This is a genomic window from Aliidiomarina sanyensis, from assembly GCF_003987175.1.
Lineage (GTDB): Bacteria > Pseudomonadota > Gammaproteobacteria > Enterobacterales > Alteromonadaceae > Aliidiomarina > Aliidiomarina sanyensis.
In genome coordinates, this window is the sequence record NZ_PIPM01000012.1 from 16,830 (window position 1) to 32,553 (window position 15,724).

The following is a 15,724-nucleotide window of genomic DNA, read 5'->3' on the forward strand; positions in this document are numbered from 1 at the left end:
CGTGGCGACACAAAAAACTATTCATTCCGTCCAACTCCCTCGTTTCAGAATGTATTTCCTGCATCCCAAATTCTGGCCCACGTGGTTGTTGGTGGCATTGCTTTACACCATTTCCTGGCTTCCTTTTCGTGTTCAACTCGCACTTGGGCGAGGTTTAGGTGGTTTATTCTACAAAGCCATGCCAAAACGTGTCGCTGTGGCACGCCGGAATTTGGAACTCGCCTTTCCTGACATGGAGCCCCGCGAACGTGAATCGTTATTAAAAACCAATTTTGCAAATACCGGGATCGCCCTATTTGAAACGGGAATGGCGTGGTGGTGGCCTGATTGGCGGGTGCGACGTAAACTCCAAGTGGAGGGCTGGGAACATATTGAGCGCTGCGAGCGAGAGGGGAAAGGCGTCTTCTTGTTACTCTTCCATTTCCTCTGCCTCGAAATGCATGCCCGCGTATTTGGTATCGTCCGACCGTCCGTTGGCCTCTATCGACCGCATAACAACGCGGTTATGGAATACTTACAAACCAAAGGCCGCAGCCGAAGCAATAAATTCATGATCAAACGCAAAGACTTGCGTAGCATGCTTAACTCACTGGATAACGGCGAAGTCGCAGGATATCTTCCTGACCAAGATTATGGTCGCCATCGCAGCGTTTTTGTGCCGCTTTTTTCGGTCCCCGATGCATGCACCACAACTGGAACCACCATATTTGCGGCAGGCGCAAATTGCGAAACCCTCGTGAGTACCTGTGAGCGATTACCCGGTGCAAAAGGCTATGTATTAAGGATCTATCCACCGGAGAATCCAATCCCAACAGGTGACGAGACCACCGATGCCGTGCATGTAAACAAAGAGGTCGAGCGTGCAGTTCAGTCAATGCCCTCTATGTATATGTGGGTTCATCGACGCTTTAAAACGCGCCCCAACGACGATATGCCGAGCTATTATTCCGCCGAACAGAGACGTAAAGAGAATTAACTTGCCTGAGGGGGCTCACCAAACAGAGCTTCCCACGCGTTTGAAACAACGTGTTGATGTTCAGAAAAGTCTCGCTCACTCAAGGCGCCTCGCTCGGCGAGTGCTAACCGATGGGTTTCGATTCGATATTCTTGATAGGCAGCGATGAGTCCGCTAGCCACCCCAGCAGGCAGAACCTTGTGGGTGTCTGCGGTCTCCAAAATCCGGATATTATCCGTCCAGACTGCAAAGTCCGGAACCTCATGACTCCAACGAAGAACCAGGTATTGCGCCAGAAACTCAATGTCAGTCATTCCACCCGGCACATGCTTCACATCGGTAAAGTCAGGATTCTTTTGCCATAAGTGATTGCGCATCTTCCAGCGCATGTTAAGAACATCCTCTCGCAACTCTTCCTCTCCCCGCGCACGGCAAATGACGTTCTTTCGAATCGCGGCAAACTTCTCATACATAGATGTTGTTCCGAAAATCATCCGAGCACGCACTAACGCTTGTAATTCCCAAGTCCAAGCATCTTTTTGAAGATATTCTTTGTAGGTTCCAATGCGCACCACTAAGAGACCACTCTGCCCCGAAGGACGCAGCCGCATATCCACCTCATACAACACACCGCCGCTGGTTCTCGTGGTGCACAAGTGCAGCACCTTTTGCGCGAGCCGCAAATAGAATTGCTGCACATCAATCGGCCGCGCTCCGTCCGTTTGACCGCTAATGTCATCCTCACACAGAAATACAAGATCTAAGTCAGAACCATAGCCCAATTCATATCCGCCCAACTTGCCATACGCAATGACAGCAAACCCAGTGTCATCTTCCGAACGACCAGGCGGTGTTCCATGCTTATGAACAAGCTCGCGCCACGCAATCAACACGACATGCTCTAAAATTGCTTCTGCGAGAAACGTCAGGTGATCACTCACGCGCATGAGGTGCACCCCTTCGTTAAGATCCGCGGCCGCGACTTTCAATTGAAAAATTTGCTTTACATGTCGCAGGGTATCCATTTGCCCTTCGATATCGTCTTGTGCAAGGCGCATCATGTATTCGCCAACATGCTGATGGTAGTCGGTCACCGCAGGCAGTTGATACAACTGCACCGGATCGATGAGCTCATCGAGGAGCCATGGGAATTTAGCGAGTAAATGGGCAATCCACGGACTCGAACCGCATAAAAAGATTAGCTGCTTACGTGCCGACTGGTTTTCTGCTAAGAGCTCGAGATAGGTGGTTCTCGACATGATTTGCGCCAGCACACCAAAGGTCCGTTGCAGGACGGTCGTCGTATCCTTCTGACTCAGTGCATGCTCAATAATAATCGGCACCAGCTGAGCCTGCAATTCACGTCCCCGTGGACCGGAGGGTCGTTTTCGAGCAACATCCCGAAACGATTGAATGGCTTCCCACGCAGTATTTGGATCCTCAGCTCCCCCTTCGCTTAGGACATCAAGCGCAGTTTCATCTGCCAACATGTCCTGCCACAACACGGCATACTCACTGTCTTCACTGTCGAGCAGATCCGCTTCGCCCCCAATTACATCTAAAAAGTGCTGATGAACTGTCGCCATCACTTCACTGACTCGTCCCAGAAAGGCCTCCCATGCCTCAGGTGTCGCTTCATAACCACAGGCCAATAGGACTCGTTGCTGTGATTCAAAATCCGACGGCAACGTCTGTGTTTGCCTATCATTAACTTCTTGTAGCACGTGCTCGACTTTTCGAAGAAAGGCATAGCTCTGCAGCAAATCATCAACGGCTGCAGCATCGAGGGTTCGATGCTTTTCACATACGCTCAGCGCTTCAATTAACGAGCGGGTTTGAAACTCGAACTCCCGCCCCCCTCGGATCAACTGAAAAACCTGCGCAATAAACTCAATTTCTCGAATGCCACCCAAGCCAAGCTTTATATTGTGGGAAACACCCTTACGACGCGCTTCTTGGTTGATCATCAACTTCATTTTTCGCAATGCGTCAATCGCACTGTAATCAAGGTAGCGACGATAGATAAATGGACGGAAAATCGCCTCAACTTCATCCCGGACGGTCTGATCGGCACCAATCACGCGCGCTTTGACTAATGCGTAACGCTCCCACATCCGGCCTTGCTCATGGTAGTAATCAATCAACGCTTGAACGCTAGAGACCAACGGCCCAGATTGCCCAAAAGGCCGCAGTCGAAGGTCGATACGAAACGGTTGTCCGTCCGCCGTGTGTTCACCGAGCAAACGTGTGAGCAGCTGCACCACTTTGCCGAAATACAGCTCGAACGGAACCGACTGCCGTCCACCGGAGGTTTCCCCATGCCGCAAAAAGGCAAAGATCAAATCAATATCTGAAGAAAAGTTCAATTCACGCCCGCCAAGCTTTCCCATGCCTAAGACGATCAACGGGACTTCACCCTGCGCATCGGTAGGCCGACCGTAACGCGCTTCCAGAAGACGCTGTGCATCCTCGATGGCTTGCATCAATAATGCATCCGCAAGGTAGCTCGTTTCCTCGAGCATTTGATTCAAGGGCATCCGGCCAAGGAGGTCGAGCGCAGCAATCCGGGCCATTTCAATATCACGCAACGCTCGGTAATGACGCATTAACGCGCGCTCATCCATTTGTGTGCTGTGGCCTTCAGAGGCAGATGATCGAGCATAGGACAATGGATTGAATAGCCGGTTGCACGCTGCTTCACCATATCGTTCGATAACGCGGCCAACAAACGGGCTTACATGCACAAGCCAGCGCACTTCGGTCCATTCAGAGTCGGAGTGAAAATAATCTTTGAGAGAAGCAAGCCGATCCCACTGAGATGCTCCTTCATTTTCGAGCGAGGAAGGCAGTTGTGCATCACGGGGATATAAGCCGGGCTCAGGAAGTGAGAGCATTCTCATTGCCCATTATGATCCTGTGCCGCACGTTTATGACGAAGGGCAAATCCTCGTTGCGCTTTGCTACTGGTCCCCGGACGCAGCACAATAATTTGTTCAATTTCCGACACGACACGCTCAAGCAGGCTCATATCCCCTTGCACTAACTCGAGTTCAAGCTCACATATCGGCTCCCGCGCTCCATCGCTAATAATCTCACCTTGATCCACAGCGACTTCAATTTCAGCGTCACCATCATAGAAGCGCCAACGTTCCCGGTTGAATTCAATTGTGAACATTTGCACTAAACTCTGCGTAAGCGATATAGGATCCAGATGACGCCCGAAGATCGAACGTGGGAATAAGGTAAGATCTGGCACGGTTCCTTGGTACGGAACGGTATACTCAGGCCGCTGACTCATGGCACCTTGTTGTAAACCTGCGAGCTTTATGGTTTGCTCACACTGGTCATTCCAGCAGCGAATTCGCAACCCAATTCGCTCCTGACTTAATGTTTCATCTGGCGTGTCAAAATACAAATTGCGAAGCTTTAGCGCTTGAATTGCGCGTCCATGTGCATCGAGAAACTTTCGGAGGGCCGATATCTCTTCTTTGTTAATCAGAAACTTAAGCTCTACTTCTTGGGAATCTTCAGCGCGCATTCGTCGCCTCCAGCAACAGCAGTTGAAGCCCTATTCTGCGCTTCAACCAGAGCATGGGTCAACCTCGTACGACCTGTTGCTAATCGCAGTTCTTGCCGTACTCGTCGGTCTCAGTGAAAAATCCTTTCGACAAGACTTTACGCGGCGCAAAATAAACATACAATGGCGGCCATGTTCCCGTGCGGATCTGTGGTACCGATCGTTGGTCGGTTTTTGCTTACAGGAGACGTGATGTTTAGAGCCAGTCAGGTGTTGTCTCAACACGATCAGCCCACGCAACTTAAGGAGTTGCGTAAGGTAATCACCGATAATTACTCGGTTGATGAAAACGCGTATTTGGAAGAGCTGATTAAGCTGGTTCCAGAAGATCAGGAGACGGTCGACCACCTAACCCGAGCTGCCCATGACTTAGTGCATGAAGTACGGGAAAAAACCCAAGGTGGCGATGGGGTCGACGCATTCTTACAACAGTACAGCCTAGACACAGAGGAAGGGATCATTCTGATGTGCTTGGCCGAAGCCCTGTTGCGGATTCCTGACAGCTTCACGGCTGACGCCCTGATCCAAGATAAGTTGGGTAAAGGCGCGTGGAACGACTACTTAAGCAAAAGCGAATCGATTCTCGTCAATACCGGAACCTGGGGACTGAATCTTGCGACCAAGGTCGTCAATCCCCATGGCCGCAAACGCGATGAACCTGTCAATCGCTTCCGCCGATTGGTAAAACGCCTCGGTGAACCTGTTGTGCGTAAGGCAACCTACCAAGCCATGAAGTTGATGGGTAAACAGTTCGTTCTCGGCCGCACCATTGATGAGGCCCTGAAGAATAGCCGTAAGAATCGCGACGGTGGGTACACTCACAGCTACGATATGTTAGGCGAAGCGGCACTTACTTCAGTCGATGCCGCACGTTACAAACAAGCATACGTAAATTCAATTCAACGAGTTGCAGCTGAGAACTTCAACAACCCTGACGTTCCACGCCCGACAATTTCAATCAAATTGTCAGCGCTACATCCTCGGTACGAGATGGCCAATAAGGACCGAGTCCTTGAAGAGCTCGCCAAGACCCTGACCGACCTCATTAAGCTCGCCAAAGATGCGAACGTGGGTGTGAGCATTGATGCTGAAGAGATGGATCGTCTTGAGCTATCCCTCGACCTGTTTGAGAAAGTTTATCGCAGCGGTGTATGTAAAGGCTGGCCCTACTTTGGGCTCGTTGTGCAAGCGTATTCGAAGCGTGCACTCCCCGTTCTTTTGTGGATTAATGCGCTCGCCCAGGAATGTGGCGATGAAATTCCAGTTCGCTTGGTAAAAGGTGCCTATTGGGATACCGAGATTAAACACTGTCAGCAATTAGGTTTGCCGGGCTATCCTGTGTTCACGCGCAAGGCGAGCACTGATGTATCCTATATGGCATGCGCACGATACTTGCTGAGCAGCGCAACGGAAGGAAATATTTATCCGCAATTTGCGACCCACAATGCACAAACTATTGTCACGGTGCAGCAACTTGCCGGTGAACGGAAGTACGAGTTCCAACGCCTGCATGGGATGGGTAAAGATCTGTACGACGCGTTCTTGGAAAAGAATCCTGGAAAAACAGTCCGGATCTATGCACCCGTCGGGGCACACAAAGAGTTACTGCCCTATTTGGTTCGCCGTCTCCTTGAGAATGGTGCTAACAGTTCGTTTGTTCACAAACTTTTGGATCCAAAAGTGCCGATCGAAACGCTGGTAGAGCACCCACTGCTCAATTTGCGCAAAAAGCCATCTTTGGCTAACGACAAAATTCCTCTCCCGACTCAAATTTTCGGGCAACGCACGAATTCACTGGGGTTAAACATGAATATTGAATCTCAGGGTGCGCCTTTCTTTGAAAAAGTGCGCAGCTTCCAAAACAACCAATGGCAAGGCGGTCCAATCGTTAACGGCAAACTGGTCGAAACAGGTCAGCGCGTTGGCGTCACTTCGCCACAACAAAGCACCCATCAAATAGGTACGATCGGCTGGGCCGACGCAGAGCTCGCTGAAAAAGCGCTAGAGCTAGCGAATAAAGCCTATCCACGGTGGACCAACACCGATGTAAATGTACGTGCTGAAGCGCTCGAAAAGCTCGCCGATTTACTCGAAGAGCACCTCCATGAGCTAATCGCGTTGTGTACATTGGAAGCAGGTAAAACCCTCCAAGACGGTATCGATGAAGTTCGTGAAGCGGTTGATTTCTGCCGTTACTATGCAATTCAAGCACGCAAGCTCATGGGTGCGGGTGAGAAATTACCAGGGCCAACGGGTGAAACCAATGAACTGTTCGTGCAGGGACGTGGTACTTTTATTTGTATCAGCCCTTGGAACTTCCCACTGGCGATTTTCCTTGGCCAAGTTACCGCTGCGCTAGCGACCGGGAACTGTGTCATCGCAAAACCAGCTGAGCAAACCGGTTTAGTTGCCTATCGTGCGGTCCAGCTAGCAATAGAAGCGGGCATTCCAGGCGATGTGCTTCAATTCCTTCCTGGGAAAGGCGCAGAAGTTGGTTCGTATTTGGTCAGCCAAGAAAACATCGCTGGAGTATGTTTCACGGGTTCGACCAATACCGCACAAGCTATTAATCGTGCGCTCGCTGCGCGAACTGGCGCACTCGTGCCTTTGATCGCTGAAACCGGCGGCCAAAATGCCATGCTGATCGATTCCACTGCGTTGCCAGAGCAAGCGGTGACAGATATCGTGGCCAGTGCGTTTAAGAGCGCTGGACAGCGCTGCTCAGCGCTCCGCGTCCTGTTTGTACAAGACGATGTTGCGGATCGCATCATTGAATTGCTCAAAGGCGCAATGCAAGAGCTGCTGGTTGGTGACCCGATTGATCACAAAACCGACGTGGGTCCTGTGATCGACGGAATCGCAAAGACCAACCTAGAGCAACATATTATTGATATCCAGCATGTGGGTAAATTGATTTCCGAATCACCCATGCCTGAGTACACTCGGGGCGGAACCTTTGTCACCCCAACCGCAATTGAAATTGACAGCATCAATCAATTGCACCGGGAAAACTTCGGTCCGATTCTGCATGTCATTCGCTTCAAGCGTGAAAACTTGGACCAGGTTATTGATGACATCAATAACACAGGCTTCGGTCTGACCTTTGGTATTCACAGTCGCAATGAAACCTTTGCATACGATGTTGCGAAGCGAATTCAAGTTGGTAACGTTTATATCAACCGCAACCAAGTAGGTGCGGTCGTTGGTGTGCAGCCATTTGGTGGCCGCGGCTTGTCTGGCACAGGTCCAAAAGCAGGTGGGCCGCACTACCTGTACGCGTTCATGACCGAGAAGACCTTTACCGACAATATTACCGCGGTTGGTGGAAACGCCACCCTGCTGTCGCTTGGCGACTAACTGTCTCAACGTCAAAACCTTAGCAAAAGAGCCGTCTACACGACGGCTCTTTTTTTCTTCAATCCCTAACCTTTGGGGCCCATCAGCAGCCAAATAATAAAACCGATTACCGGCAATAGAATCACCAACACAATCCAAAGCACCTTAGTGCCTGTGGTTGCGGTGCTCTGCATAATTTTAACCAGTGCCCAAACAATTAAAATTAAATGAATAATTCCTAATAGACCACCACCCATAAAGTCTCTCCTTTACACGCTTGTTGTGATTTCTTATTGATTTATCTGGTCTTGCACAACTAAAGCTAGCACAAACTCCAAGAAACTCTCGCCGTGCGTGATAGAATAGGGAAAAGAATTAATTAATTGAGTAACTGCCCATGGCTTCACTTTTCGACCGATACCAAAAAGAAAAACGCCAAAAGAAGAAGGCTGAATCCCAACGGAAGGCCCGGTCGACCGAAACCAGTATACCCATGCAAAGCGTCGAGCAAGGCGTGCTCATTGAACGTTTGAGTCATGAGGGGCGAGGCATCGCCAATGATGCACATGGGAAGACTATTTTTGTGCGCGGCGCATTACCATCTGAACATGTTACCTTCCAAGTCACACAAACCCACAGCCGTTTTAATGAAGCCCATGCGGTATCCATTCTGAAAGCTGCGCCCACGCGCCAAGATCCGCGTTGCACCCATTACGGCACCTGTGGTGGCTGTTCCATGCAACATGCAACCACGTCACTTCAGGTTCAACACAAAGAGTCCGTCATCCGAGAGCAGCTTGCTCACTTTGCAAATATAAGCGATGACGCAATTGAAACCGCAAGAAATAAGCCCTTGGTTGGCGATAGCTATAGTTATCGGCGTAAGGCTCGTCTCGGGGTAACCAAAACCAAATCGCAAGGTTTAGTCCTTGGGTTTCGTGAATATCAATCCAAGCGACTCACGCCAATTTATGCTTGTCCCATCCTCGTTCCCACACTTTCCGCCTTACTTGAGCCACTTCAAATAGTACTGAAAAAACTGAAAGGCGCTGGCAACATCGGGCACATTGAATTGATTCAAGGGGAGGACAGAAATCTTGTGGTCGTTCGCATGGTCACCGCCATGAGCGAGGCAGACAGAGCGCTTTGGACTGATTTTGAGACTCAGCAAGAAACCTCAGTGATCATTGCTACGGGAATGGACCGCGCGTCGGAATACGGTTTGGAATTTAAAACGCTCCACAACGAGCCCTGCCCTGAGTTAACCTACTCCTTAGATATCGCCGGCCATCCAATTCACCTGGCGTTTGGCCCCAATGATTTCTTGCAGGTGAATGCAGATATAAACCAGAAGATGGTGGAACAAGCCTTGGCGTGGCTCCAGCTTGAGAAACACGAACATGTATTGGAACTATTCTGCGGATTTGGAAATTTTTCTCTCCCACTTGCCTTGCATGCAGGGTCGGTCACCGCAATCGAGGTGAGTCAACAGCAAGTAAATCGAGGCACTGAAAATGCCGCTCACAACGGGATAAACAACCTCACGTTCATGACCGCAAACCTCGAAGAACCCCTCGCGAAAGTCGCTCTTCCGCCCCATCCAATGGACGTAGTCTTGCTCGATCCACCAAGAACCGGTGCAGAGAAAGTCTGTGAACAAATATCTCTAATCAACCCTAAACGCATTTTATACGTGTCGTGCAATCCCGCCACCTTAGCCCGGGACACGCAGATTCTTGAACGGCAAGGTTACGCGCTCTCGAAATGGGGAATGCTCGACATGTTCCCACAGACTGCACATGCAGAATGTATGGTTCTATTCGAGCGGCGCTAGGGGACTGATTTTCATGCCACGGCACGGGCATATCGGATATCTTAAACTGATAGATGGCAATTAAGCGTTTAACGGTTGTTAAATCAAACAAAACCTTAGTGTTATCTCGCAAACAATGGTTTATCTTCTAGACTTAAGATCATAATCATTGTCATTTTTAATTGGGGTTATGTTTGCAAAGCATCACCGGCAATAAGCGCCTGTCTTTCTATCAAATGATCGCGACAATATCAGCGCGATTCGTCGCCGCACGGGTAGAAAACATCGATGCAACAATACAACAAGCGCTCGCCGATATTGGCGCATTCTTTGGTGCTGACCGCAGTTACATTTTTGAATTCAGTGACAATCATCAAATCGCCGACAACACCTTCGAATGGTGTGCTCCAAATGTTCCTGCCGAAATCGAAAACCTCAAAAACTTACCGATGGCCATGTACGGAGAGTGGATCCACCAATGGCGCAAAGGCATTTCAATTCCGGTGCGCGATGTGCTGGAATTACCCGCTGATTCGCCTGAGCGTGCCCTATTAGAGCCGCAAGGAATGCGTTCAGTGATTATGGTCCCCCTTCCAGGTGAAGAGGACCTCCAAGGTATATTTGGCTTTGATATTATGGACGCTCCATTTGATTGGAAGGAGGAACATATTGCATTATTGCAAGTCATTGGCGAAATTATTGCTAGTGCCATTCAACGCAAACGTGCGGATGAATTTTTCCGTTTACGCCAATTAATCTCACGCATTGCAGTAAACTTCATCAACCTACCAACGTCACAGGTTGATGACACGGTCCGCTCAGCCCTAACACAAATCCGACAGTTTCTCCGATTAACATCAATCGACGTTATCCGCCCGGTCCCTCGTTCCCTCAAAGCCGAACGGCGGGCTTTGTTAGCTAGATTAAGACGACACAATCATCTGTTATCAACTACTCATGAGCTAGGGATGGAGACGCCATCAGATCAACCCGCCCTCGTGATATTACTCCGTCACTCGAATCAGGAACTCGGCGTTCTCATTGCCACGCATGAATCACGAAGGAGCTTTGAGCAAGCCGATATTCGTGACTCACTCCAACTAGTCACCGATCTCATTGCGGGCACTTTTGTGCGTAAAACCACGGAACAGAAAGTGGAGTTCTTGGCGTATTATGATGAACTCACGGAACTACCAAATCGGAGTTTATTGAGTTCCAGAATCGAGCGAGCGGTGCAACTTTCAGCAGACCAACCGAACTGTTGTGCCTTGCTTTTCTTGGACTTCGATCACTTCAAGCGAATCAATGACAGTGTCGGTCGCGAAGCCGGCGATCTGCTGCTTCTCGAGATTAGTAAGCGTTTACGAAAGGTTATTTCCGAGGGGGATGTTCTTGCTCGCGTCGGGGGCGATCAATTCGCGATTTTAGTCGAAAGTGACGGTATCTGGGGTGATGAATCCTTGCTTCGCATTCGCAACATCGCCGAAACCGTCCGGATGGAAATGGTCCGCCCGTTCCGATTAAAGGGTCAGACATTTCATGGTTCGGCAAGTCTAGGAATTGTACATCTGAATCCGGAAGAGACGCCGAGCTCTCTACTTAAGAAGGCCGAACTTGCGATGTACCGTGCCAAGGCACAAGGGCGCAATAGCTTTCAGTTCTACGACCCTGAAATGCAAAAACAAGCACTGGATCGTGCACAACTTTATACGGATCTCCGAGCTGCTATCGCAGATCGGCAGTTTGAAGTGTATTACCAAGCCCAGGTCAATGCCGCCAAAGAAGTGATCGGAGCCGAAGCGCTGGTTCGTTGGAACCACCCCCAACGTGGCCTGCTTTCGCCTGCGTACTTTATTCAATTTGCAGAAGAAACAGGCCTGATTGGACAAATCGGCATGCTCGTCTTAGAAAAAGCATGTTTGGAGATTAAAAAGCTAGAGAAGCTTGGTTATTCCCTTCCAGTCGCCGTGAATATCAGTGCAAATCATATCCTGCAAGAAGACTTTGTCGATTCCGTCGCCAACTTAACAAAAAGCATGGCAATTGAACCTCATATGTTGAAACTCGAAATCACCGAAAGCGCAATGATTCAAGACACCGAAACCGTCGTTCAACGCATGCGTGCTCTGATTTCCATGGGCTTCCGGTTTTCACTTGACGATTTCGGAACCGGCTACTCCTCACTTTCCTATTTGAAGCTCTTTCCAATTCACGAAATTAAACTCGATATGCGATTTGTCCAAGATATGTTGCAAAGCAAGGAGGATGCGGCAATCGCAGAGCTTGTTTTCAGTCTTGCAAAAGTTCTGAAGCTTGAAGTCATCGCGGAGGGAGTTTCGGAAGTGAGCCAGTATGATTTTCTGCGTGAACTGGGTTGTGAGCGATTCCAAGGCTATCTGTTCTCAAAACCCGTTGCACGGCGCGATTTCGAAGCACTCGTGGTACAAGGCTCACGCCACAACGTTTCACTCAAGGGATAACCCCTCGCTTAATCCTTGCCGTTCAGCCCACTGCGAGGAGCATTAAGCATCTCCCTTGATGCGATTTGGATTGCCTCATCAATTGACTGTTCCGGCTCCAACTGGACGATAACAAACCGCGCAGCTATCGGCTCATCGACACCTTCCACGACAATGTACCGCATTGACTCGCGAGCGCGATCCAGTATGCGGTGGGCACTCAGCCTAGATACGCCAGCCATTAATACAAAAAATTCATCGCCCCCGAAGCGTGCAAACAAATCCGCTGGGCGCAGCTGTTCAGCCACGGATTGACTGACTGCCAACAGCACACGGTCACCAATTTCGTATCCATAGGTGTCATTAATCCGTGTAAAGTGCTCAATATTCATCATTGCTAGCGTTAAGGGATATCCATATTGGCGTGCGCGGAGTGTTTCTTCTTCCGCCGATTCCATAAAGTGGCGACGGTTACTCAACCCAGTAAGATAATCCGTTTGCGCTTGATATTGGAGCTGCTGGTTCTGCGCCAGCAGCACGGGGACGGCAACTCCAAAATAGACACTGCTTGCAATCACAGTGATGGCAAACTGATAGATAATCGCCGATTCTCCAAGATCAAAAACACTAATACCGATTGCCAGAGAAAAACTGAATAGTCCCAAGCTTGCCGCAGCGCGAAGTGGGTTTTCTGTGTAAGCAATCCACATCTGCGGAATAATTAAAAAGAATACAGCGAAGGCGACGTCCCGGTGCTCAAACCACCAGTTTGCGAGAATGCAGAAATACGCACAAGAAATGAGGATGGTAACTTTTAATCCAAAGTGATAGAGCGGACTGGGTTCAGCGCCAAGGCGCAATGTTCGCAGGAGGCTTCCGATCACAGGCTGCTTCCAGAGCATTAGGGCCATAAAGATTGGCGTGAGTACCATGACACCCGTCATGTCTCCGATCCAGCGAGCAAGCCAGATGGTGTAGACATCCATAATGTTGACCGCACTGCTCAGCAACACCACCTGGGTCCCCAAGAACGAGGCAAGTAGCGACGTTAAAACCCCGAGCGCAAGAAATGCCATAATCATGGCAGGAAGCTGCCGAACAACGCCGAACCGGACAAATTGCCGCAACAATGCCGCCCCAAGGCCGTATGGAAGGCAATGACAAAATACAAATATCAACCAGTAGATAAGAAGTTCAAGAAGTCCCATCTGCACGCCATACATGGCGTTTGACCACATCGTTGTGATGAGGATCGCGGCGGCAATCGGGAACAACGCGCGCACGCCGAACACGAGGAAAGCCGCGAGGCTCCATCCTGCGGGTGGAAACCAGATGCTTGCGTGGGGTGCATACTCGAGTATGCCTGAGGCTCGCCACAACAGGATAAAGCCAAGGAAGATTCCCACGGCCCGCAGCCAACCCATATTGCCGATACTTTCGAGGTTTACTTCTTCAGGATGCGCTTCAGTCTGTTCGTCCAGTGTTTGCATATTTTTTTAGTTCTCACTTATTCTCAAACAAACATACGTGATGCCCGAACCATTGAAAAGTGTGAATTACAAAAACAGCCCTCAGTTCGTTGATAAAACAAAAAAGCCTGACTCCGATTGAATATCGAAATCAGGCCTTGGTAGCCGCTTAGAAATGTGTCCAACTTTATGGGGTCACTTCAGAGCGGGGCTTTCTTGCGATTTTTTGCACTTAAAACTCATTGAGTTCGTGCGAGAATAGCTCTTTTGAACCAGCTTCGATACTCGGACGAAGACTGTGAATCCGCGGAAGTAACTTTGCAAAGTAGAACTTCGCAGTTTTCACCTTGGACGATGCAAACTCGCCCAGCGCATCCTGCGCTTCGGCCACGCGCGCAATTCTCAGCCACAGATAGCCGTACACCACATATCCGACAAGGTTCAAATACTCGACCGCTACGCTATTGATGATGTTTTCATCACTTGGGACTTGCGCAAGAACTGCTTCAGTCACCTCGGTCAGTGACTTCACCGCATCGGCGAGTTGTTGATATTCAGCTGACCACTGACCGGCATCCGCTTGCAGAAACTCCGTCATTTCGCGCAACAGCGGTTTTAACAGCTCACCTCGCGAACCAGCCACTTTCCGGCCGAGCAAGTCAAGCGCCTGAATACCGTTGGTTCCCTCATAGATTTGTGCAATTCGACAATCACGTACCCACTGTTCTTGTCCCCACTCGCGGACATAACCATGGCCACCGAGAATCTGTTGCCCAGCAATGGTTGCTTCCAATCCAGTATCGGTCATAAAGGCTTTCGCCACCGGGGTAAGAAGTTGGACGAGCGCTTCTGCATCTGCGCGATCTTGTTCAGTTGCTGCATATTTCGCTCGGTCAAGCTGCTGACCAACGTAGGTTGAGAATGCACGTCCACCTTCGACAAACGCTTTCATGGTCAACAGCATACGGCGAATATCACCGTGCACAATCAAAGGATCCGCTTCAGCTTGAGGCTCTTGAGTCGCTTTCGCGCCACGCCCTTGACGGCGATCCAATGCGTATTCAAGGGCCGTCCCATAGGAGCGGGCCGCCGCACCGAGACCTTGAATTCCGACCCCAAGACGTTCGTAATTCATCATGGTGAACATTGCGGCCAAACCACGGTTTGGTTCACCCACCAACCAGCCCTTTGCACCGTCAAAATTTAAAACACAGGTCGCGGACGCGTGAATCCCCATTTTGTGTTCGACTGAACCTGCAACGACTGGATTCCGCTCACCGAGCGATCCATCTTCATTAACCAAGAATTTTGGCACCAAGAACAACGAGATCCCCTTTGTGCCCGCCGGCGCATCGGGAAGTTTTGCAAGTACAAGATGCACAATGTTATCAACTAAGTCATGTTCACCACCGGTAATGAATATCTTCGTTCCGGTCAGCGCAAATGAACCATCGGCTTGCGGTTCTGCCTTGGTCCGCAAAATTCCCAAATCCGTGCCGCAATGAGGCTCGGTTAAACACATGGTTCCGGTCCATTCTCCGGCCGCCATCCGTGGTAAATAAGTCTCTTTAAGCTCTTGGCTTGCGTGCAAGTCCAAGGTCATGATGGCACCAGCTGTCAATCCCGAATACAAACTAAAAGAGATATCTGCTGCGCACATCATTTCTTCATACTGAGCGGACAAAGTTTTCGGTAAACCCATGCCTCCAAACTCAGGATTTGCGGTGACCCCAACCCATCCACCTTGAGCTAATTGAGCGAATTGCTCTTTATAGCCATCTGGCGTCGTCACTTCACCATCTTTAAAAGAGATACCCTGCTCATCTGCTTGACGCGCATTCGGCGCAATCAACGTTTCCGTGAGCTTCGCAGCTTCATCCAAAATAGCGCGGGCTGTATCCGCATCCATCATCTCGGCCAGCTCAGGCATAGTGGCCCAATCTTGGCTGACTTGAAAAACATCATGGAGCAGGAAGTTCATGTCCTGCACTGCAGCGCGATAATCAGTCATGCGTCACTCCGGTACCTTTTCTTTGCCGCACGGCGGCACAAACGAATTTCAAACAAGCGTTTAACTTGCTCTCATCATCGCAAAGGTCGAACCAGTTCGCAAGC

General features: G+C 49.9%; 9 protein-coding genes. 4 read left to right on the forward strand and 5 right to left on the reverse strand.

Features of this window, described 5'->3' with window-relative positions; translation table 11 throughout:
- Window position 1: 1 nt before the first annotated feature.
- The gene (lpxL, locus tag CWE11_RS09870) at window positions 2-976 is read left to right on the forward strand and encodes an LpxL/LpxP family Kdo(2)-lipid IV(A) lauroyl/palmitoleoyl acyltransferase (protein WP_338022189.1); all 975 of its coding nucleotides are present in this window, start codon (window positions 2-4) and stop codon (window positions 974-976) included.
- On the opposite strand, the gene glnE is transcribed toward lpxL, so the two are convergent.
- Both glnE and CWE11_RS09880 read right to left on the reverse strand, forming a co-directional pair.
- A complete protein-coding gene (gene glnE / locus CWE11_RS09875) occupies window positions 973-3,849 on the reverse strand; it encodes a bifunctional [glutamate--ammonia ligase]-adenylyl-L-tyrosine phosphorylase/[glutamate--ammonia-ligase] adenylyltransferase (protein ID WP_126777486.1) in 2,877 nt (958 codons plus the stop codon). The genes lpxL and glnE overlap by 4 nt on opposite strands.
- Before the next feature lie 2 nt (window positions 3,850-3,851).
- Window positions 3,852-4,493: a CYTH domain-containing protein gene (locus CWE11_RS09880; RefSeq protein ID WP_126777459.1), complete on the reverse strand. Its 642-nt coding sequence runs from the start codon at window positions 4,491-4,493 to the stop codon at window positions 3,852-3,854.
- A gap of 231 nt (window positions 4,494-4,724) precedes the next feature.
- Between CWE11_RS09880 and putA the strand changes: the two genes are divergently transcribed.
- Window positions 4,725-7,889, forward strand: a complete 3,165-nt coding sequence (gene putA / locus CWE11_RS09885; protein ID WP_126777460.1) for a bifunctional proline dehydrogenase/L-glutamate gamma-semialdehyde dehydrogenase PutA — start codon at window positions 4,725-4,727, stop codon at window positions 7,887-7,889.
- A gap of 65 nt (window positions 7,890-7,954) precedes the next feature.
- Here the strand turns inward: putA and CWE11_RS09890 are convergent, their stop codons facing one another.
- Window positions 7,955-8,125, reverse strand: coding sequence for a PLD nuclease N-terminal domain-containing protein (locus CWE11_RS09890; RefSeq protein WP_126777461.1), 171 nt, complete (start codon window positions 8,123-8,125; stop codon window positions 7,955-7,957).
- Window positions 8,126-8,265: 140 nt separating this feature from the next.
- Here CWE11_RS09890 and rlmD point away from each other — a divergent pair, with 140 nt between their 5' ends.
- Together rlmD and CWE11_RS09900 are read left to right on the forward strand one after the other, a co-directional pair.
- Window positions 8,266-9,702 carry a 23S rRNA (uracil(1939)-C(5))-methyltransferase RlmD gene (gene rlmD, locus CWE11_RS09895; RefSeq protein ID WP_126777462.1) on the forward strand — a complete coding sequence of 479 codons (1,437 nt, stop codon included), beginning with the start codon at window positions 8,266-8,268 and terminating at the stop codon, window positions 9,700-9,702.
- 173 nt (window positions 9,703-9,875) lie between these two features.
- Window positions 9,876-12,161 carry a putative bifunctional diguanylate cyclase/phosphodiesterase gene (locus CWE11_RS09900; protein WP_126777463.1) on the forward strand — a complete coding sequence of 762 codons (2,286 nt, stop codon included), beginning with the start codon at window positions 9,876-9,878 and terminating at the stop codon, window positions 12,159-12,161.
- Window positions 12,162-12,169: 8 nt separating this feature from the next.
- Here the strand turns inward: CWE11_RS09900 and CWE11_RS09905 are convergent, their stop codons facing one another.
- Window positions 12,170-13,630 carry a GGDEF domain-containing protein gene (locus tag CWE11_RS09905; protein WP_126777464.1) on the reverse strand — a complete coding sequence of 487 codons (1,461 nt, stop codon included), beginning with the start codon at window positions 13,628-13,630 and terminating at the stop codon, window positions 12,170-12,172.
- A gap of 211 nt (window positions 13,631-13,841) precedes the next feature.
- Window positions 13,842-15,620 carry an acyl-CoA dehydrogenase C-terminal domain-containing protein gene (locus CWE11_RS09910; RefSeq protein WP_126777465.1) on the reverse strand — a complete coding sequence of 593 codons (1,779 nt, stop codon included), beginning with the start codon at window positions 15,618-15,620 and terminating at the stop codon, window positions 13,842-13,844.
- Between the last annotated feature and the right edge of the window lie 104 nt (window positions 15,621-15,724).

Bases quoted from the DNA above. Each gene is read 5' to 3' on its own strand.
- CWE11_RS09905 (WP_126777464.1), bottom strand. From the start codon at position 13,630: ATGCAAACACTGGACGAACAGACTGAAGCGCATCCTGAAGAAGTAAAC.
- CWE11_RS09880 (WP_126777459.1), bottom strand. From the start codon at position 4,493: ATGCGCGCTGAAGATTCCCAAGAAGTAGAGCTTAAGTTTCTGATTAAC.
- rlmD (WP_126777462.1), top strand. From the start codon at position 8,266: ATGGCTTCACTTTTCGACCGATACCAAAAAGAAAAACGCCAAAAGAAG.
- CWE11_RS09910 (WP_126777465.1), bottom strand. From the start codon at position 15,620: ATGACTGATTATCGCGCTGCAGTGCAGGACATGAACTTCCTGCTCCAT.
- CWE11_RS09890 (WP_126777461.1), bottom strand. From the start codon at position 8,125: ATGGGTGGTGGTCTATTAGGAATTATTCATTTAATTTTAATTGTTTGG.
- glnE (WP_126777486.1), bottom strand. From the start codon at position 3,849: ATGCTCTCACTTCCTGAGCCCGGCTTATATCCCCGTGATGCACAACTG.
- putA (WP_126777460.1), top strand. From the start codon at position 4,725: ATGTTTAGAGCCAGTCAGGTGTTGTCTCAACACGATCAGCCCACGCAA.